Origin of the sequence: Basfia succiniciproducens, assembly GCF_011455875.1 — a bacterium.
GTDB classification, from domain to species: Bacteria; Pseudomonadota; Gammaproteobacteria; order Enterobacterales; family Pasteurellaceae; genus Basfia; species Basfia succiniciproducens.
Genome location: NZ_CP015031.1, coordinates 1530518 through 1550394, shown reverse-complemented (window position 1 = coordinate 1550394; position 19877 = coordinate 1530518). Strand labels below are relative to the sequence as shown.

Annotated in this window: 22 protein-coding genes and 1 pseudogene; 12 read left to right on the top strand and 11 right to left on the bottom strand. The window is 42.9% G+C overall.

Annotation, left to right across the window (positions count from 1 at the left end):
* Window positions 1–8 precede the first annotated feature (8 nt).
* From A4G13_RS07070 to glyQ, 3 genes are all read right to left on the bottom strand, one after another.
* Window positions 9–821 carry an IS3 family transposase gene (locus tag A4G13_RS07070; protein ID WP_243739761.1) on the bottom strand — a complete coding sequence of 271 codons (813 nt, stop codon included), beginning with the start codon at window positions 819–821 and terminating at the stop codon, window positions 9–11.
* An 11-nt stretch (window positions 822–832) separates the two neighbouring features.
* On the bottom strand, window positions 833–1147 hold the full coding sequence (locus A4G13_RS07065; protein ID WP_165898014.1) for a transposase: 315 nt from the start codon (window positions 1145–1147) through the stop codon (window positions 833–835).
* A gap of 146 nt (window positions 1148–1293) precedes the next feature.
* Entirely contained in the window at window positions 1294–2235 is a 942-nt protein-coding gene (gene glyQ / locus A4G13_RS07060) for a glycine--tRNA ligase subunit alpha (RefSeq protein WP_090656229.1), read from the bottom strand.
* A 207-nt stretch (window positions 2236–2442) separates the two neighbouring features.
* Between glyQ and waaA the strand changes: the two genes are divergently transcribed.
* A complete protein-coding gene (gene waaA / locus A4G13_RS07055; RefSeq protein ID WP_090656226.1) occupies window positions 2443–3723 on the top strand; it encodes a lipid IV(A) 3-deoxy-D-manno-octulosonic acid transferase in 1281 nt (426 codons plus the stop codon).
* A complete protein-coding gene (coaD, locus tag A4G13_RS07050; RefSeq protein ID WP_090656224.1) occupies window positions 3720–4199 on the top strand; it encodes a pantetheine-phosphate adenylyltransferase in 480 nt (159 codons plus the stop codon). The genes waaA and coaD overlap by 4 nt, the downstream gene beginning before the upstream one ends.
* A 132-nt stretch (window positions 4200–4331) precedes the next feature.
* Here coaD and srmB read toward each other — a convergent pair whose 3' ends face one another.
* The 3 genes and pseudogenes from srmB to A4G13_RS07035 all read right to left on the bottom strand — a co-directional run.
* Entirely contained in the window at window positions 4332–5669 is a 1338-nt protein-coding gene (srmB, locus tag A4G13_RS07045; RefSeq protein WP_090656222.1) for an ATP-dependent RNA helicase SrmB, read from the bottom strand.
* 97 nt (window positions 5670–5766) lie between these two features.
* Window positions 5767–7131: a bifunctional UDP-N-acetylglucosamine diphosphorylase/glucosamine-1-phosphate N-acetyltransferase GlmU gene (gene glmU, locus A4G13_RS07040; RefSeq protein ID WP_041640238.1), complete on the bottom strand. Its 1365-nt coding sequence runs from the start codon at window positions 7129–7131 to the stop codon at window positions 5767–5769.
* Window positions 7132–7178: 47 nt separating this feature from the next.
* Window positions 7179–7307, bottom strand: a pseudogene (locus A4G13_RS07035) (MFS transporter); the annotation flags it as partial.
* A 373-nt stretch (window positions 7308–7680) separates the two neighbouring features.
* Here A4G13_RS07035 and A4G13_RS07030 point away from each other — a divergent pair.
* Complete coding sequence (locus A4G13_RS07030; protein WP_011201105.1) at window positions 7681–8808, top strand: anhydro-N-acetylmuramic acid kinase; 1128 nt, start codon at window positions 7681–7683, stop codon at window positions 8806–8808.
* 32 nt (window positions 8809–8840) lie between these two features.
* Here the strand turns inward: A4G13_RS07030 and mutM are convergent, their stop codons facing one another.
* From mutM to radC, 4 genes are all read right to left on the bottom strand, one after another.
* On the bottom strand, window positions 8841–9653 hold the full coding sequence (gene mutM / locus A4G13_RS07025; RefSeq protein ID WP_090656218.1) for a bifunctional DNA-formamidopyrimidine glycosylase/DNA-(apurinic or apyrimidinic site) lyase: 813 nt from the start codon (window positions 9651–9653) through the stop codon (window positions 8841–8843).
* A 79-nt stretch (window positions 9654–9732) separates the two neighbouring features.
* Window positions 9733–9903, bottom strand: coding sequence for a 50S ribosomal protein L33 (gene rpmG / locus A4G13_RS07020; RefSeq protein WP_005758425.1), 171 nt, complete (start codon window positions 9901–9903; stop codon window positions 9733–9735).
* Window positions 9904–9914: 11 nt separating this feature from the next.
* A complete protein-coding gene (gene rpmB, locus A4G13_RS07015) occupies window positions 9915–10151 on the bottom strand; it encodes a 50S ribosomal protein L28 (protein ID WP_011201102.1) in 237 nt (78 codons plus the stop codon).
* 237 nt (window positions 10152–10388) lie between these two features.
* Window positions 10389–11060, bottom strand: a complete 672-nt coding sequence (radC, locus tag A4G13_RS07010; RefSeq protein ID WP_176752353.1) for a RadC family protein — start codon at window positions 11058–11060, stop codon at window positions 10389–10391.
* 198 nt (window positions 11061–11258) lie between these two features.
* On the opposite strand from radC, the gene coaBC reads away from it, so the two are divergent.
* The 7 genes from coaBC (at window position 11259) to tsf (ending at window position 16646) form a co-directional block, all read left to right on the top strand.
* On the top strand, window positions 11259–12464 hold the full coding sequence (gene coaBC / locus A4G13_RS07005) for a bifunctional phosphopantothenoylcysteine decarboxylase/phosphopantothenate--cysteine ligase CoaBC (RefSeq protein ID WP_041640018.1): 1206 nt from the start codon (window positions 11259–11261) through the stop codon (window positions 12462–12464).
* A 39-nt stretch (window positions 12465–12503) separates the two neighbouring features.
* Window positions 12504–12959 carry a dUTP diphosphatase gene (dut, locus tag A4G13_RS07000; protein ID WP_011201097.1) on the top strand — a complete coding sequence of 152 codons (456 nt, stop codon included), beginning with the start codon at window positions 12504–12506 and terminating at the stop codon, window positions 12957–12959.
* Window positions 12960–13613 (top strand): nucleoid occlusion factor SlmA, encoded by a 654-nt coding sequence (gene slmA / locus A4G13_RS06995; RefSeq protein ID WP_041640016.1) that lies wholly within the window; start codon window positions 12960–12962, stop codon window positions 13611–13613.
* Between the two features lie 9 nt (window positions 13614–13622).
* Window positions 13623–13829 carry a YheU family protein gene (locus A4G13_RS06990; protein ID WP_011201095.1) on the top strand — a complete coding sequence of 69 codons (207 nt, stop codon included), beginning with the start codon at window positions 13623–13625 and terminating at the stop codon, window positions 13827–13829.
* Window positions 13830–13952: 123 nt separating this feature from the next.
* Complete coding sequence (gene crp / locus A4G13_RS06985; RefSeq protein WP_041640237.1) at window positions 13953–14564, top strand: cAMP-activated global transcriptional regulator CRP; 612 nt, start codon at window positions 13953–13955, stop codon at window positions 14562–14564.
* Window positions 14565–14850: 286 nt separating this feature from the next.
* Window positions 14851–15579: a 30S ribosomal protein S2 gene (rpsB, locus tag A4G13_RS06980; protein ID WP_090656215.1), complete on the top strand. Its 729-nt coding sequence runs from the start codon at window positions 14851–14853 to the stop codon at window positions 15577–15579.
* Between the two features lie 221 nt (window positions 15580–15800).
* Window positions 15801–16646: a translation elongation factor Ts gene (gene tsf / locus A4G13_RS06975; RefSeq protein ID WP_011201092.1), complete on the top strand. Its 846-nt coding sequence runs from the start codon at window positions 15801–15803 to the stop codon at window positions 16644–16646.
* A 119-nt stretch (window positions 16647–16765) separates the two neighbouring features.
* On the opposite strand, the gene A4G13_RS06970 is transcribed toward tsf, so the two are convergent.
* A complete protein-coding gene (locus A4G13_RS06970; protein ID WP_011201091.1) occupies window positions 16766–18325 on the bottom strand; it encodes a phosphoethanolamine transferase in 1560 nt (519 codons plus the stop codon).
* Window positions 18326–18458: 133 nt separating this feature from the next.
* On the opposite strand from A4G13_RS06970, the gene pyrH reads away from it, so the two are divergent.
* Together pyrH and frr are read left to right on the top strand one after the other, a co-directional pair.
* Complete coding sequence (pyrH, locus tag A4G13_RS06965) at window positions 18459–19172, top strand: UMP kinase (protein ID WP_041640013.1); 714 nt, start codon at window positions 18459–18461, stop codon at window positions 19170–19172.
* Window positions 19173–19237: 65 nt separating this feature from the next.
* Window positions 19238–19795 carry a ribosome recycling factor gene (frr, locus tag A4G13_RS06960; protein WP_011201089.1) on the top strand — a complete coding sequence of 186 codons (558 nt, stop codon included), beginning with the start codon at window positions 19238–19240 and terminating at the stop codon, window positions 19793–19795.
* The last annotated feature ends 82 nt before the right edge of the window (window positions 19796–19877 follow it).

Here is a 19877-nt window from a genome sequence, read left to right as displayed (position 1 = left end):
GTGGTCAACTAATTTAACAGTCTCCGATAAGTTGTTTTTGCTAAAATCGGAGATAGACCTTGATTATAGCTATGTGGGCGAATGTGATTATAATACATCACATATTCTCTCACATCATTTACAGCACTTTCAAAATCACTATAACCCCCTTTCAGCATCCATTCATATTTAAAACTTCGAAACCAACGCTCCACCGGCGCATTGTCCCAACAGTTACCACGACGGCTCATACTTTGTGTAAGCCCATGTTTCTTAACTGAATCAGTAAAGATTTCACTGCCATAAATACTACCTTGGTCTGAATGGAACAACATTCGCTCCGTGCGTTCAATATTCAGCATCGCATGATTCAGTGCATCTTTAACCAGCTCACTATCATGATAGCGACTTAGCTTCCAACCGACGACTTGACGATTTAATAAATTAATTACCACTGCTAAATAGCACCATATCCCATTGATTTTTATATAGGTCGTGTCACCACATAGCACGGTCGTTTGGCTATCAGGCGTAAATTCTCGACTTAGTATATTCTCAAAAACTTGACTGTTTCCTTTACTAGGATTGCGCCATTTTTGCGGTTGCTTACTAAATAATCCTTGCTTATTCATTAACTTACGAATTAAATACAACCCCACAAAAATACCTTTCTCTTTCAAATGCGATTGAATCGTTCGTTTGCCTGCTGAACTTCGGCTTGCATCAAAAATTGCCTTGATTTCAACGGCTAAAGCAGTGTGTTTCGCTGGCTTTTTGGCAGGGCGCAAATGGGCGTAGTAAGCACTTTCAGACACGCTAAATAGTTCACATAACCGGTTGATTCCTCGCGATTTTAACGTCGTAATGACTTGGTATTTTTGTTTTCGAGTGACATTAAAATCGCTGTAGCCTTTTTTAAAATGGCCTTATCTTCTTCAAGTTCTTTAATACGATTTTCAAGTTCTCGAATTCGTTGTTGTTCTGGGCTAATTGGCTTTGAACCAGCTAAAACGTAACCTTGTTGCTCCGCTTGAACTTGACTTATCCAGCGACGAAGTGCTGTTTCACCCACACCTAACTCTCGGCAAGCTTGAGAAACTGAATATCCTCGTTCAGTCACTAATTTTACTGCTTCAGCTTTATATTCTGCGCTAAATGTTCTTCTCATAATATTTCCTCATTTGTGATGTTATTTTACCACTTATTGAGGACTGCGGAATTAGTCTACCACTACAAAGTCATCTTAAACATAAGCTCTCCATTCTTTCACAACATCCCCTCTTTCGCAAAGAGGGGGAAGGGGGAGATTTAGGCTTACTTACACCCCGGAAACCCAAGTGCTTCGCGGCTGGCATAATAGGCTTCCGCCACACCTTTGGTTAAGGCGCGGATGCGTAAAATGTAGCGTTGGCGTTCGGTGACGGAAATCGCTTTGCGGGCGTCGAGTAAGTTAAAGCTGTGAGCGGCTTTTAAAATACGTTCGTAGGCCGGTAACGGCAATGCGGTTTCCACCCAGATTTCTTTGTCATTTTCCATGCGGGGTTCCTGTTTTAACAGGAATTTCGCTTCTTGTTCGTATTTGTTGAAACATTCAAACAGGAAATCCACATCGGCGTATTCGAAATTATAGGTGGATTGTTCCACTTCGTTTTGATGGAATACATCGCCGTAGGTGGTTTTGCCTAACGGACCGTCAGACCAAACTAAGTCGTACACGCTGTCCACGCCTTGAATATACATTGCTAAACGTTCTAAACCGTAGGTTACTTCGCCGGTAACTGGTTTACATTCCAGCCCGCCTACTTGTTGGAAATAGGTAAACTGGGTGACTTCCATACCGTTTAACCATACTTCCCAGCCTAAACCCCATGCGCCTAAAGTCGGATTTTCCCAGTTATCTTCTACAAAACGGATATCATGTTGAGTCGGGTCGAAGCCGAGCATTTTGAGCGAACCTAAATATAGCTCTTGAATATTGTCCGGCGATGGTTTGATTACCACTTGGAATTGATAATAATGCTGTAAACGGTTCGGGTTTTCGCCGTAGCGACCGTCCGTCGGGCGGCGGGAAGGCTGAACATAGGCGAATGCCATAGGTTCCGGACCTAATGCGCGTAGTGCGGTCATCGGATGGGATGTGCCGGCTCCCACTTCCATATCGAAGGGTTGCACGATGGTGCAGCCTTGTTGCGCCCAGTAATCCTGCAGGGCGAGAATCATACCTTGGAAGGTTTTAACGTTAAATTTTGCGCTCATAATTATATTTTTATAAAAAGGTTAAGGAAAATGTGGGCTATTATACTGTAATTTCAAGCATTATCCCACTATGCAAAAGGAAAAGTGGGGTGCTTTTTTGGGGATTTTTTCAAAAAGGGTAAATAACTTTTTGCGAGATTCCTCTTGTCTCTTGATAATGAACCTTTATACTAGGCGACATCATCAACCTTTGATTTTGAAATTATTATGCTACGTTTTGTTTATTCTTTTGCGATGTATATTTTGCAGCCTTTTGTGTTGTTATTTATTTTATTGCGTAGCATCAAATCTCCGAATTACCGTAAACGCCTTAATGAGCGTTATGGAATTTATGCAAATCTCACGCCACCGAAGCCTCAGGGCATTATTGTGCATGCTGCTTCCGTTGGTGAAGTGATTGCGGCAACCCCGTTAGTACGCCGTATTCAGCAGGATTATCCGGATTTACCTATTACCATGACTACAGTCACGCCGACCGGTTCCGATCGCGTAAAAGCGGCTTTCGGAGATTCCGTGAGTCATTTTTATTTGCCTTATGATTTACCTGATGCAATGGATCGTTTTATCCGTTTTGTGCGCCCGAAAGCCTGCATTGTGATCGAAACGGAAATCTGGCCGAACCTTATCCGTCAGTTACATAATAAAAATATTCCTTTTATTATCGCAAACGCCCGTTTATCCGCACGTTCGGCAAAACGTTACGGCTGGGTGAAAAATATTTTAAACCGAATGTTTAACGAGATTAGTTTAATTGCGCCGCAGGATGACATCAGCGGCAACCGTTACCTTGATTTGGGCTATCGGGGTGATTTGCGGCTTACGGGAAATATCAAATATGATTTGGTGATTTCCGACGCCTTATCGCAACAAATCAAGCGGCTTCATCAGGAATGGGCGGGGGAACGGCCGGTTTGGATTGCGGCAAGTACCCATGAAGGCGAAGAAGGTATCGTTCTCCAGGCTCATCGTAATTTATTACAAAAATTCCCTGATTTATTGCTTATTCTGGTTCCACGCCATCCGGAACGCTTTAAGGCCGTCGAGGATTTAATCGTGAAAGGCGGTTTCAGCTATTGTCGTCGAAGTGAAAACGTAGCGCCCGGTTCGGATACGCAAGTAGTACTGGGCGATACTATGGGTGAAATGATGTTATTGTACGGCATTTCGGATATTGCATTTGTAGGCGGCAGCTTGGTAAAACATGGCGGACATAACCCGTTAGAGCCTTTAGCCTTTAAACTGCCTGTTATCAGCGGTTATCATACGTTTAATTTTCCGGAAGTATTTACCAAATTGCGCGATGTTAACGGCGTATTGGAAATTAAAGAAAATTCGACCGCACTTTCTTCTGCGGTGGAGAAATTCTTATTATCGCCGGCGCTGCGAGAGCGTTACGGTAATGCGGGCTATGAAGTGTTGATTGAAAACCGCGGTGCTTTACAACGCCTGCTGCAATTGCTTACCCCTTATTTGGAAAATAAAAAATGACAAAAACAGTAATTTATCCCGGTACTTTTGACCCCATTACTTACGGGCATTTGGATATTATTGAGCGAAGTGCGGTACTTTTTCCCCAAGTTTTAGTGGCCGTCGCCTCAAATCCCACAAAAAAGCCGTTGTTTGAATTAGCCGAAAGAGTGCGTTTGGCGGAAGAATCCGTCGCTCATTTGCCGAACGTGCAGGTTATCGGCTTTTCCGATTTATTGGCGAACGTCGTGAAGGAACGCCATATTACGGCGATTATTCGCGGTATGCGCACAACAATGGACTTTGAATACGAACTGCAATTAGCCCATTTAAACCGCGCCTTAACCGACGGAGTGGAAAGCCTGTTTTTGCCTTCCACGGAAAAATGGTCTTATGTATCTTCAACGATTGTACGGGAAATTTATTTGCATCACGGTGATGTAAGTCAGTTCGTGCCTCCACCGGTTTTAACCGCATTAATGGAAAAAAATCGCTAAAAACCGACCGCACTTATCTTTGTTGGGCAGGAACATAATATGGGATATTCGCATGCCCCCTAAAAAAAGAAAAAACATTGGGTATAATTTCACAATAAAAGCTAAGGCGGTATGTTACCGCCTTATTTTTTATCACCGTATTTCTTTTGCCTGCGCTTCTGATACCGCCTTAGGTGTGCGGCGTTTGCCGATATTTTTAGTATCCTGACGGCGCAATTTGGCTTTTTTCTGTGTTGTTTTTCTCTTTTCTTCCCGTTTTTGGCGAATGCGCGCTTTTTGTTTTTTAGATACAGTTTTGATTTCGCCGTCTTTCGGTGCTTTGGTACGAGGCTCTAAACCTTCAATAATTCGGGGTTTGAGTAATTCTTCGGTATAACGTTTGATTTTTCCGAGATATTTATAATCATGACCTTCAACAAAAGATACCGCGGTTCCTTTTTTGCCGGCGCGAGCGGTACGACCGATACGGTGTAAATAGGTATCCGCATTGTAGGGCAGGTCGAAGTTCATCACATGGCTGATATCTTCAATATCAATGCCTCGGGCGGCAACGTCGGTGGCGACTAACAGGGTAACAATGCCGTTTTTCAATTTATCGATAGCATTATTTCGTTGGGTTTGTGCCATTTCGCCTTCTAAATAAGTACTGCGAATACCGCGTTTGCGCAGAATTTCGGAAAGCTCCCGCACGTCTTCGCGGCGGCGCACAAAAACAATTCCTTTGCTGACCTGCTCATCGGCAATAAAACGGGCTAACAGTTTGACTTTATGTTCATAGCTGTCCGCATGGTAATACCATTGGTTGATTTTCTTGCGTTCGCGACGGCTTGGTTCCGCATCGATTTTCACCGGATCCGTTAAAATGCGTTCGGCAAAATCCACCAGTAACTCGCCTTCTAAAGTCGCCGAGAACAAAAAGGTTTGTTTACGCCAGCGGGTTTCAGCGGAAATTTTTTCCGCATCCTGACCAAAGCCCATTTGCAACATACGATCCGCTTCATCAAAAATAAGGATTTCCACCGCACGGCAATCAAAGTTTTCCTCTTTGATATATTGCAACAGGCGGCCGGGCGTTGCCACGACGATATCCTGATTTTTATTGAATATTTCGCCATGGTTTTGATAAGCGACGCCGCCCGTAATGGTGGCAATACTCAACTTGGTAAATTGAGCCAATTCCTCCGCTTGCTGTGCCACCTGCATAGCGAGTTCGCGGGTCGGGGTTAACACTAAAACCCTCGGCGCACCGGGTTTACGGCGTGGATAATCCAACAAATGTTGAATCGCCGGTAATAAAAAAGCGGCGGTTTTGCCCGTTCCCGTAGGTGCCGAACCCAAGACGTCGCGCTCGTCCATTGCCGCCGGAATCGCTTCCGATTGAATGGCGGTAGGGCGCGCATAACCTTTTTGGGCTAAGGCTTTTAACAGTTCGGGAGAAAGATCAAAATCTTCAAATTGTGGTTGTGGCATGAATATTCTCAAATGGCTAAGATGATAAAATTGGAGGAAATTATACCGCACTTTAGATGAAAAAGTGCGGTGGATTTTGGCGGAGTTTTAGTCGGAGTTATTTTTTCTTGGTTGGTCGTTGCCAGCCTGCAATGTGTCGCTGAGGAACACGGCTGATAACTAATTCGTTTTCGCCGATATCTTTTGTCACCGTGGTACCCGCACCGATTGTCGCACCGTTTGCAACGTTCACCGGCGCGACTAATTGCACGTCGGAACCGACAAATACGTTATCGCCGATAACCGTTTTGAATTTGTTTGCACCGTCGTAGTTACAGGTGATGACACCTGCGCCGAGGTTACAGTCGGTACCGACCTGCGCATCGCCCACATAAGTTAAATGATTGACTTTCGAACCTTTGCCTACGGTTGCTTTTTTGATTTCCACAAAGTTACCGATATGGGTTTCTTCGGCAAGTTCCGCCCCCGGGCGTAAACGTGAGAAAGGTCCGATAGAGGCGCGGGCGCCAATGGTTGAATCTTCAAACACGGAATAAGGTTTGATTTCAACGTCGTCACCGATTTCACAGTTTTTAATTACGCAACCCGCACCGATTTTTACCCGGTCGCCTAATTTTACCGAACCTTCGATAATCACATTCACATCAATTTCGCAGTCTTTGCCGTGTTCCAGCGTACCGCGCAGGTCAAAACGCGCCGGATCAATTAACATTACGCCTTCAAGTAATAAACGCTCCGCCTGTTTGTGTTGATAATAACGTTCAAGTGCGGCTAATTGCAGGCGGTTATTGGCGCCTTCCACTTCCATTTTATCCGTTGCGGAAACTGCCGCTACCTGGAAACCGTCCTGATTAGCCAGACCTATAACGTCGGTCATGTAATATTCGCCTTGCGCATTGTTATTGTTTAAGCGGCCTAACCATTTTTTGAAGCTGGCGCCGTCAGACACCATTACGCCGGTATTTACTTCGGTAATTTTTAATTGTTCCGCATCGGCGTCTTTTTGTTCCACAATTGCCACCACAGAACCTTTTTCACGAATGATTCGTCCGTAGCCTGTGGGGTTGTCCAGATTAACCGTTAATAAGGCAATACCGTTTTCAGGTTTCGCGGCGATTAATTTTTCTAAGGTTTCTTTGCTGATTAGCGGGCTGTCACCATAAAGCATGAGAATGTTTTCATCGTCTGCAAAAAATGGCGCCGCTTGTTGCATGGCGTGCCCGGTACCAAGCTGTTCCGCCTGGAAAACCCAGTTTACCGGCTCATCGGCAAGATGCGATTTTAATAAATCGGCGCCATGCCCGTAAATTAAATGAATTTGATCCGCACTTAATTGTTTTGCCGTATCAATAACGTGTTTTACCATCGGTTTGCCGGCAATTTTATGCAGCACTTTCGGTAAATCGGAATACATACGGGTTCCTTTGCCGGCGGCAAGGATTACAACACTAAGTTTTTTCATAATAATCATCTCTCCAGTAAAAACTGCGGTTATTTTACACGATTTTTCTAAATTAAGAACAAGTGAGGGATTAAATTCATCACCAACATCGTTAAAAAGGATAAAACCAGACGCGAAGAACCGAAGATAAATCCGCGGTTTTCGCCGTTATCAAACTTCACCAAAATATTTGCCATTACAATTGGTTTTTCGCTATAGAAATCACCGGGGGCTAATAAGCAGGCTCTTGCATTGGTTCCGAACAAACAGCTGCCAAGTCCGAAGCAAATGATTGCGACAAATAAATAAAAAATACCGACTGCATGGCAAAATACGCCATGGTGGAAATAAACCGCCGGGTTAGTAATAGTTTTTGTAAATTCATAAATATCCCCAAAAATAGGCGAGATTTTACCGTTTTTTAGGTGAATATTCGATATAATTAACCAAATTTAGGGCCTGTTTATCTTTTATAACCGGTTGCGTTGTCGCCTAAAATAGCCGCAGGCTAGGCGTAAAACGCGGTGAATAGCACAGCCCTATTAACAAGCGGCTCCTAATGTAAGAAAAATGATGAAACAATATTATATCGGCGTAATGTCGGGAACCAGCCTTGACGGTGTGGATTTAGCCTTGATGGATTTCACTCTGAATCCCCCAAAATTGATGGCAACGGATTTTACTCCGATGCCGGAAAAAATTCGTGAAAAACTGACCGCACTTTTGCGATCCGGAGAGACAAGTTTGCGGAATTTAGGCGAAATTGACCACCAATTAGGGCTTCTTTATGCAGAAAGTATCAATCGTTTTTTGCAAAAAGTGCGGTTAAAATCCGAAGATATTTGCGCAGTCGGTTGCCACGGACAAACGGTGTGGCATTCGCCGAATTGCGAATTTCCGTTCACAATGCAAATCGGCGATATGAATTTGGTTGCGGCAAAAACCGGTATCACCACGGTAGGTGATTTCCGCCGTAAAGATATGGCGCTGGGCGGTCAGGGCGCGCCTTTAGTACCGGCTTTTCATCAGGATTTATTTTTTGCGGCGGAACGATTGACGGTGGTGTTGAATATTGGCGGAATCAGCAATATTTCCGTGCTGGAAGAAAATTGTCCGACCGTCGGTTATGATGTGAGCGTAGGCAATGCGTTGCTGGATTCCTGGATTGAACTTCATCAGGGCAAACGCTACGATAAAGACGCTCTATGGGCAAAAAACGGTAAAATTTCCACCGCACTTTTAACGGATTTGCTGGCGGAACCCTTTTTTCAGCAGGCACCGCCGAAAAGTACCGGGCGGGAATTGTTTAATCTTGCCTGGCTTAATAAAAAACTGGAAAAATTCACCGCACTTTCGCAACCGATGCCTTCGCCACAGGATGTGCAACGCACACTGGTGGAATTTACCGCTTTAAGTATTGCCAACGAATTGAAAAAATTGCAAAAATCCGACCGCACTAATTTGCTGTTGGTTTGTGGCGGCGGTGCGCGAAACCCATTGATTATGCAACGTTTAACGGCACTTTTGGCTGAGTGGCAGGTTTCGACCACCTCGGAATTCGGTTTGGATATCGATTACGTCGAGGCGGCGGCATTTGCCTGGCTTGCTTATCGCAGAATACATAATTTGCCGAGCAACTTGCCTAGTGTCACCGGGGCGAAAAGTGAGGTTAGTTTAGGCGTGATTTTTCCTAAATAGGCGAGAGCGAAATAACCCGCCCTGAAATATCATTATTTCTTCTGGCATTTCGGGCAGAAGTAACTGTTTCGTTGGGCGACCACCAAACTTTCGATTTTTGTACCGCAGTTTGGGCAGGGCGCACCTTTCTTGCCGTAAATTTGTAGCTCCTGCGCGAAATAACCGGGTCTGCCGTCGGGTTGTAAAAAGTCTTTCAGGGTGGTTCCGCCCTGTTCGATAGCCCGTTTGAGTTCTTGTTTGATTTTTTCCACCAGTAACGCACATTGCGCTTTTGTCAGTTTGGCGGTGATTTTCTCCGGATGTAAACCGCACATAAACAGAGTTTCATTGGCGTAGATATTGCCTACACCCACAACAACCGAATTATCCATCAAAAAGTTTTTAACGGGCGTTTGTTTTTTGCGTGATTTTTTGAACAGATATTCCGCGTTAAATTCATCGGAAAGCGGCTCAGGACCTAATTTTAAAAACAGATGAAATTCATCAAGATTGGCGCTCCAAAGCCAGGCGCCAAAACGGCGAGGATCGTTATACCGCATAATTTTGCCGTTATTCATTACAATATCCAAGTGGTCATGTTTATCGACGGGATCCCGAGCGGATACAATCCGCACCGAGCCCGACATCCCCAAATGTCCTATGATATAGCCTTGTTCCGTATGAATAATCAGATATTTTGCCCGGCGGGAAAGTGCGGTAATTTTTTGTTGAGAAATCTGTGCCAGCTGCGGGCTGACTTCCCAGCGTAATTTAGGCTGACGAACAATAATCTTTTCAATGAGATAACCTTCTAAATAAGGCGTAATACCATTTTTAGCGGTTTCGACTTCGGGTAATTCAGGCATGACTGTATTCCTATCGGGGTTCTGGCGACATAACAAAAAACCCGAACAAAAGTTCGGGTTTCTCAATTTACAAGCTAAATTATTTGATTTTAGCTTCTTTATAGATAACGTGTTTACGCACAACCGGATCAAATTTTTTGATTTCCATTTTTTCAGGCATATTACGTTTGTTTTTATCAGTTGTGTAGAAGTGACCTGTTTCTGCTGAAGAAACTAAACGGATTTTCTCACGAGCGCCTTTAGCTGCCATTTTTTAGCTCCTTAGATTTTTTCGCCACGAGCACGGATGTCAGCCAATACTGCATCAATGCCTTTTTTATCGATAATACGCATACCTTTCGCAGTTAAGCGTAAAGTTACGAAACGGTTTTCAGACTCAACCCAGAAACGGTGAGTATGTAAGTTTGGTAGAAAACGACGACGAGTCGCGTTTAATGCGTGTGAACGGTTGTTACCAACTGCCGGACGCTTGCCTGTTACTTGACAGACTCTAGACATAATAATCTCCAATAATTAAATATAAGCTCGAGCTTAGGGTTCGGACTACTTCAAAATCAGCTTGATTTTGTAAGCCACCTCGTCAGGTCGCAGTATCCGACCCGCTAACTATATCAAAGGTCGCTGATTATACTTACTTTATCTGCTATTCTCAAGTATAAAGCGCATTAAAATTTAGATTTCCTTTAATTTTCTGCGAAATTTTACACAAAAGCTTAAAATGATCAAGCCTGAACGTTATAACCAGCCCGCCTCGCTAAAAGAAAAGTAGCAACCTTTGCCGATGATAAAGTGATCTAACAGGCGAATATCCATTAAATTTGCCGCCTGACGGATCCTTTCCGTAATATGGCGATCCGATTGACTCGGTTCGGCGATTCCCGAAGGGTGATTATGGGCAAGGATCATTGCCGCCGCATTACAATATAATGCCGTTTTAATAATTTCCCGAGGATGAATGACCGCACTATTTATAGTACCGAGAAACATTTCTTCCTGTTTGATTAAACGATGTTGATTATCCAGAAAAAGTACCAGAAAGATTTCTCGTTCCCGCTGTTCCAAGGCGGTTTGCAGATAAATTCTGGCGGTATCCGTGGAGTTGAATTCCTGATTTTGTTGCAGCTCTTCAAGTAAATAGCGCTTAGTCATTTCCGTACAGGCCTGTAATTGGATAAATTGAGTGATGCCGATGCCCTTAAAGGCGCAAAATTGTTGCCGGTCGGCATTAATTAATTGTCGTAATGAGCCGAAATGCGTTAAGACGGCTTCCGAAAGCTGCATTACCGGGCAGTTTTTTATTCCCGTGCGTAAGAATATCGCTAATAATTCTTTATTATCCAAAGTGTTAGCGCCAAATTTTAACAGTTTTTCACGGGGCATCAGGTTTTCTTTTTCTATTTGTAGCATAAGGCGTTTTCCTTTATTTTTAATCGAAGGCTTACTTTGCGTAGAAAATTCCATAATGCCTACTGAGCTAGATCAATTTTTTGAAACGGATCGCAAAAATAAAATTTTTTCTTCACTTAGTTTTGAAGTAGAATGTCAGAACTTGTTTGTCTTTATCTTATGTTTCCTAAACTATGGTTTTTGGGTGCCGGGGGAGTAATGCGGAATCTTAACGGTAAGCGAATTGTTGTGGGTATCACAGGCGGTATTGCCGCCTATAAAACCATTGAATTTATTCGCCTTTTACGTAAAAGTAATGCGGAAGTGCGTGTAGTGTTAACCGCCGCGGCGGCAGAATTTGTTACTCCGCTTACTTTGCAGGCTATTTCCGGTAATCCCGTAGCGCAATCTTTGTTGGATCCTCAGGCGGAATTGGCGATGGGCCATATTGAGTTGGCAAAATGGGCGGATGCGATTATTATTGCTCCGGCGAGTGCCGATTTTATCGCCCGTTTTACCGTAGGTATGGCAAACGATTTGCTTTCTACGGTTTGTTTGGCGAGCGCCGCACCGATTTTCCTTGCGCCGGCAATGAATCAACAAATGTTCAGTCAAGCCGTTACTCGGCAAAATCTGAAGTCTTTGGCGGAACGCGGTGTAAAACTGATAGGGCCGAACAGCGGTTTTCAAGCCTGTGGTGATGTGGGGGCGGGACGTATGTCCGAACCCGCGGAAATTTATGCCGCACTTTGTGAAGCTTTATTTCTTCGTCAGGATTTATTAGGTATAAAGGTTGCCATTACCGCAGGTCCTACTCGCGAGGCGATTGATCCCGTTCGTTATATCAGCAATCATAGTTCGGGAAAAATGGGATTTGCTATCGCTCAAGCCTTTGCAGACAGAGGTGCGGAAGTAACGTTAATTTCCGGTCCGGTTAATTTAGCCGCGCCGGATAAGGTTAACCGGATAAATGTGGTTTCCGCCCGACAAATGTGGCAACAGTCCATGAAAAGTGCGGTGGAAAATCATATATTTATCGGCTGTGCGGCGGTGGCGGATTATCGTGTCGCCGAGGTTTCCGAGCAAAAAATCAAGAAAACCGACGATAATGACGAACTCACTTTAAATTTAATAAAAAATCCCGATATTATTGCCGATGTGGCGCATTTAACGGAGAATCGCCCTTTTGTGGTCGGTTTTGCGGCCGAAACGCAAAATGTAGAACAATATGCGAAAGATAAGTTGCAACGCAAAAATCTGGATTTAATTTGTGCAAACGATGTAGTGGGCGGTAGCGTGTTCGGTGCGGAGCAAAATACGCTCCATTTATTCTGGCAAAACGGTGAAAAAGTGTTGCCGACGGATACTAAAAAAGCCTTAGCGAAATCTTTGGTACAAGAAATTATAGAGTTATATCGTAAGTAAATAATAAGACATACTGATTATGTCGAGCATGGATAATAAATGAAAAAAATTGACGTCAAAATTTTAGATAGCCGTATTGGCAACGAATTTCCTTTGCCCGCTTATGCTACCTCGGGATCCGCCGGATTGGATTTGCGCGCTTTAATTGAAGAAGGGTTTGATTTGCAACCGGGTGAAACAAAATTGATTCCGACCGGGTTGTCAATTTATATCGCGGATCCGAATTTAGCGGCGGTTATTCTGCCTCGTTCGGGATTAGGTCATAAACACGGTATTGTGTTAGGCAACCTGGTTGGTTTAATTGATTCGGATTATCAGGGGCCGCTGATGGTTTCAATGTGGAACCGGGGCGAACAGCCGTTTCGTATTGAAGTGGGAGACAGAATCGCTCAACTGGTTTTTGTTCCGGTGGTACAGGCGGAATTTAATATTGTGACGGATTTTACGCAAACTGAGCGTGGTGAAGGCGGTTTCGGTCATTCGGGCAAGCAATAGATTATGGCAGAACAATTAACTCTCGACAGTATCGAGCCGGAACCGGAAAAACAATCGGCTAAAATTGAAAAGCGCAGTATCAAGGAGCGCCGTCAGCAGGTGCTTACCGTCTTAACCCATTTGCTGCATTCCGAAAAGGGGATGGAGCGAATGACTACTGCGCGTTTAGCGAAGGAAGTGGGAGTTTCTGAAGCGGCTTTATACCGATATTTCCCGAGTAAAACAAAAATGTTTGAAGCCTTAATTGAAAATATTGAAAGCAGTTTATTCAGCCGCATTAGTTATTCCATTAAGATGGAAACTAACACGTTAAACCGCGTGCATGATATTTTGCAGATGATTTTTGATTTTGCGCGAAAAAATCCCGGATTAACCCGAGTGTTAACGGGGCATGCGTTAATGTTTGAAGAGGCGAAATTACAAGCGCGGGTCGCTTTGTTTTTCGACCGTCTGGAATTGCAGTTCGTTAATATTTTACAAATGCGTAAATTACGGGAAGGCAAGACTTTTCCCATTGACGAGCGCACCATCGCGACTTATTTAGTGACTTTTTGCGAAGGTCAGTTTATGCGTTTGGTACGTACTAACTTTCGTCATATGCCGAATCAGGGCTTTGAACAGCAATGGCGTTTTATCGAGCCTTTATTTGAATAGAGAAACCTCATGATTATTCCATGGCAAGAGTTGGAACCGGACACGCTAATCAATATTGTGGAAAGCTTTATTTTGCGTGAAGGCACGGATTACGGCATGGAAGAACTTTCCCTCGCAGAAAAAAGAGATAATTTGCTGAAACAGATTCATAGTGGCAAGGCTGTTATTTTTTGGTCAGAATTGCATGAGACTATTGATATTAAAACGACAACCTAAACTTTAAAAATGGACTTTTATCCAAGAGTTAAATAGCTGAAAGAGGTTTTTATGCTAGAACAAGTGAATGCGCATCAAACAAATGTGTTACCACAGACCCAACCGGTTCAACCCGCGTCGCCGATGGATCCGACGCTTGATTGGTTTCTTTCTCATTGCCATATTCATAAATATCCGGCTAAAACGACTTTAATTCATGCGGGTGAGCGCGCCGATACGCTTTATTATATTGTAAAGGGTTCCGCTGCGGTAATGGTTAAAGATGAAGAGGGAAAAGAAATGATCCTTTCTTATTTAAGCCAGGGTGAATTTTTCGGCGAAGTCGGTTTATTTGAAGAAGGTCAGGTTCGTTCTGCCTGGGTAAAAGCCAAAAACGCCTGTGAAATTGCCGAGGTGTCTTACAAAAAATTCCGTCAATTATTACAGGTTAATCCCGAGATTCTGATGTATTTGTCGGCACAACTTTCCAGACGCCTGCAAAACACCTCAAAACAAGTGAGTAATCTGGCATTCTTGGATGTAACCGGGCGTATTGCGCAAACCCTGTTGAATCTGGCAAAAATGCCGGATGCCATGACTCACCCGGACGGGATGCAAATCAAGATTACCCGTCAGGAAATCGGGCAAATGGTGGGTTGTTCCCGTGAAACCGTAGGCCGTATTTTAAAAATGCTGGAAGATCAAAATCTGATTGCCGCTCATGGTAAAACCATCGTGGTATTCGGTACGAGATAAGCCAAATCAGGAAGGCGGATAATTTCCGAATGAGATTAAAGCTCTGATTTTTATGTTTAAAGCCTATTTTAAATAGGCTTTTTTCATATTTCTTTTTTCATCTTTCATGAAAATTTGCTAGTTTTTAACCGCACTTTGTGGTATAAAGTGCGCCGTTCTTCCGTCTTTTCGGAATGACAAACTCATTAACTTAAATCACACACATATCGTTCGGGTAAATCGGGGTGCCAAACGGTCGATTTGCTTGATATGTGGAGGCAAAACCCCAATTAAAAAGGAAAATATTATGGCACAAGTTTCAATGCGCGATATGCTACAAGCCGGCGTTCATTTCGGTCACCAAACTCGTTACTGGAACCCTAAAATGAAACCATTCATTTATGGTCCTCGCAACGGTGTTCACATCATTAACTTAGAAAAAACAGTTCCTATGTTTAATAGTGCGTTAGCCGAATTAACACGTATCGCAAGTAACAACGGTAAAATTTTATTCGTTGGTACAAAACGCGCAGCGACTGAAGCAGTTCAAGCAGCAGCATTAGACTGTCAACAATATTATGTAAATCACCGTTGGTTAGGCGGTATGTTGACTAACTGGAAAACAGTTCGTCAATCAATCAAACGTTTAAAAGATTTAGAAACTCAATCTCAAGACGGTACATTCGATAAATTAACTAAAAAAGAAGCTTTAGTTCGTACACGTGAAATGGAAAAACTTGAGTTAAGCCTTGGCGGTATTAAAGATATGGCCGGCCTTCCTGACGCTATTTTCGTAATCGGTGCAGACTATGAACATATCGCGATCAAAGAAGCAAATAACTTAGGTATTCCTGTATTCGCGGTAGTTGATACTAACTCTAACCCGGACGGCATTGATTTCGTTATTCCTGGTAACGACGATGCGACTCGTGCAATTCAGTTATATGTAACGGCAGCGGCAGCGGCTGTTAAAGAAGGTCGTAGCCAACAAACTGCAACCGAAGAAAAATTCGCTGAAGAAGTAGCGGCAGAGTAATTCCGGTTTATAGGCAAGCCCTATAAGAAACAGGGGGCTTTTAAGTTCCCTGTTTCGTTTTAATTCTATGTAGGGGCGTATCGCATACGCCCTTCCCTAATGAGAGTTGGGGATAATTAGGATGAATGCGATTCGCTCCTACAAACAACTTCTTAAAAGTGCGGTGCTTTTTCTCTGAGTTTTAAGCATCGTTCTCAATCAAATTTCTAGAGGACTACAAAATGGCTGAAATCACAGCATCATTAGTTAAAGAACTTCGTGAACGCACTGGCGCAGGCATGATGGAATGTAAAAAAGCGTTAGTTGAAGCAAACGGTGATATCGAATTAGCAATCGACAACATGCGTAAATCAGGTCAGGCTAAAGCGGCTAAAAAAGCAGGTCGCGTAGCGGCTGAAGGCGTTATCCTTGCTCGTATTGCAGAAGGTCACGGCGTATTAGTTGAAATGAACTGCGAAACGGACTTCGTTGCTAAAGACGCAGGTTTCTTAAGCTTAGCGAACGCTGTTGCGGATTATGCGGTAGCAAACAAAGGCGTAACTATCGAAGCGTTACAAGCTCAATTCGAAGAACAACGTGCGGCATTAGTGGCTAAAATCGGTGAAAACATGACTATCCGTCGTGTTGCCGAAATCGAAGGCAAAGTAATCGCACAATACTTACACGGCGCAAAAATCGGCGTATTAGTTGCGGGTGAAGGTTCTGCCGACGAACTTAAAAAAGTAGCAATGCACGTTGCCGCATCAAAACCTGAATTCGTTAATCCGGAAGACGTTTCTGCAGATGTAGTTGAACACGAACGTCAAATCCAAATCGACATCGCAATCAACTCCGGAAAACCAAAAGAAATCGCAGAGAAAATGGTTGAAGGCCGTATGAAGAAATTCACCGGTGAAGTTTCGTTGACCGGTCAGGCTTTCGTTATGGATCCTTCACAAACTGTAGGTAGTTACTTAAAATCAGTAAATACTTCAGTGGCTAACTTCATTCGTTTAGAAGTTGGCGAAGGTATTGAAAAAGTTGAAGCTGACTTCGCTGCCGAAGTTGCCGCAATGCAAAAAGTTTAATTTTAAACTGATTCCACAAAAGCAGGCTGATGCCTGCTTTTTTTATAGCTGTCGAATCGGGGATAATTGTCCCGCAATATATTTATTTTAAAATAATTTAACGTACACCCTGTCCGTGTCTAATGTGTGCCGGGTATAACAACCGCCTTATCTTCCGGAACGTCAATTTTATCAATTTCCGCTTTTAATCCGTAATCGTCTTTATCCGGTTCGTTGCTGAATAAATCCTCCCGAACGGCTAATTTGGCATTAGATATTCCGACCCAATAAGCCAGCCCCGCGGTAAAATTTAAGCCGGATTTAAACACCCTGTATTCATGGCGTTTCGTGTCGTCGCTGGAAATTTTAAATAACGGAATATCATAATGGCGTTTACTTTTCCCGCTGCTGTTATGAATAACAATATTATCTTCTGTAATTTGATGGGCAAGACCGTGATCCGAGAAATAAATCATTGAAAAAGTGCGGTCGGTTTTTGCTTTATTTTCTGCTAAAGCGTCATAAATTCTTTTAATTACCTCATCGGTTTTCTTTATAGATGAAATATAACAATTCACATTAAAATATTTTTTAGCTATTTTATCGTCATCAAACAATTTCGGATAATCGTTTAATCGGTCACAGGTAATCGGGTGAGAGCCGTACAAATGAACCACAATAAACCGTTTACCGGTACTTGGTCGTTCAAGAACCTGAGTAAATTTCGGTAATAATTCGAAATCGCTCGTATTACTGTTTAAAGAATCTCCCGATTTTAAAAAGATTTTCTCATCACTTTTATTAGCAATAGCGGAAATCGGCGTATCGAACTCGCCTAAATAACCTTGGTTGGAAATCCAATAAGTCTTAATTCCGGCGGATTTGATTAAATCTACAAAATTTAACGAATAATTACCTTCCTTAGTTTGTGTATTCGGTTGAGTGAACATTAATTTTAAAGAAGCGATGGTATTCGTTCCGCCGGCAGTCATTCCATCGATTAATACACCGTTCGCTTTGCTCATAAACGGCGTATTTTTGACGGGATAACCGTAAGCATGGTGATAATCTTTGCGCGCGCTTTCACCGACGATTAAGACATAATCGTCATAGTTTGAATTAATTAATTGAGAATCACCCCATTCGCTTTCGATGGTCATGTTGTTTAAACGCTGTAATTCGCTAATTACTTGTGTGCCGGATGTGGAAATTTCATCAATAAATTTAAACGGGGAATTGGCTAACAACATAAAAGCGGTTATTGATGCCAAAAACATTTTATTTTTATGGAGCTTTAAATCATATTTCTGTGTGATCCAGCGAAAAGCTAAAGTTAAGCCGATAATGCCCACAGGCATCAAATAGTTTTTAATACTCAGTTGCGATAAAAACTCCCGGCTTTCCATCAAATCCGTAGCAAAAACAGAAGCGATATATTGGTAGGACGGCGCACCGAATGTGATACCTACCGGTGCGTACAGTGCATGAGCTATAATAAAGGGCAACAGCAAAAAATAGAATAAGTTTTTTGATGAGTTAAAAATAACAATTAAAATCGCAAACAACAGAATATCCGTTAATTTAGGTTGGGGGTAAAATCCCGTACCCATTAAAATAAGTTTGCAGGCAAAATATAAGCAAATTGTCGCCGCAAAAAGTGCGGTCGTTTTTTTTAGAATTTCAGATGGCGATAACATCATCTTTCCCTATGACGATGATAAATAAGGATCGTATTCTACAAAATTTTAAGTTGCGCTTCTATTGCTATTTCCAGTTTAGCCTTGTTGCTTTATAATAAGCGGAATTTTATGTCCAGTTCTTGTGAGGGTAAAAATGAATAAACCGATTTATAAACGTATTTTGCTTAAATTAAGCGGCGAAGCATTACAGGGTGATGAAGGCTTTGGTATTGATCCGTCAATCCTAGATCGTATGGCATTAGAAATCAAAGAATTGATTGCTATGGACGTTGAAGTCGGCGTCGTTATCGGCGGCGGTAATCTGTTCCGCGGTGCGAAATTGGCAAAAGCCGGTATGAATCGGGTTGTAGGAGACCATATGGGGATGCTTGCAACAGTTATGAACGGTTTAGCGATGCGCGATGCGCTTCACCGCGCGGATGTGAACGCAAAATTAATGTCGGCGTTCCAATTAAACGGCATTTGCGATACTTATAACTGGTCTGAAGCGATCAAAATGTTGCGTGAAAAACGTGTGGTTATTTTTTCCGCCGGTACCGGCAGCCCGTTCTTCACTACCGATTCGGCGGCTTGTTTACGCGGTATTGAAATTGAAGCGGATGTAGTGCTGAAAGCAACAAAAGTAGACGGCGTATATAATTGTGATCCGGCAAAAAATCCTGATGCGAAGTTATTCAATAAATTAACTTATGCGGAAGTAATTGATAAAGAATTACAAGTAATGGATTTGGCTGCATTTACCCTTGCCCGCGATCACGGTATGCCGATTCGCGTATTTAATATGGGTAAACCGGGCGCATTGCGCGAAGTGGTTACCGGCGAAACCGAAGGCACAATTATTTCATAATTAGCAAAAATATCGGCGGGCGTATGCGATCCCCCGGCTTTGAATTTTATTAACAAGGAAAAACAATGATCAACGAAATTAAAAAAGATACCCAAGACCGTATGGAAAAAAGCCTTGAAGCATTAAAAGGTCATATTGCAAAAATTCGTACGGGTCGCGCTCAACCGAGTTTGCTTGACGCTATTCAGGTTGATTACTATGGTTCCGCGACACCGCTTCGCCAATTAGCAAACGTAGTGGCGGAAGACGCGCGTACCTTAGCCGTTACCGTATTTGACCGTTCTTTAATTCAAGCGGTAGAAAAAGCGATTTTAACTTCAGATTTAGGTTTAAACCCGTCATCTGCAGGCACCACTATTCGTGTGCCGCTTCCGCCGTTAACGGAAGAACGCCGTCGTGATTTAATCAAAATCGTTAAAGGCGAAGGCGAGCAAGGTAAAGTGGCAATCCGTAATGTGCGTCGTGATGCAAATGATAAAATCAAGGCCTTATTAAAAGACAAAGAAATCAGTGAAAACGATCAACGTAAAGCGGAAGAAGAAATTCAGAAAATCACCGACAGTTATATCAAAAAAGTAGATGAAGTGTTGGCGGAAAAAGAAAAAGAATTAATGGATTTCTAATCAAATCAACATCTTGTAGGACGTCACAGTAGGCGTCCTTAATTTTATCTGTACAAAAAATAATTACCTAAATTGCGGATGC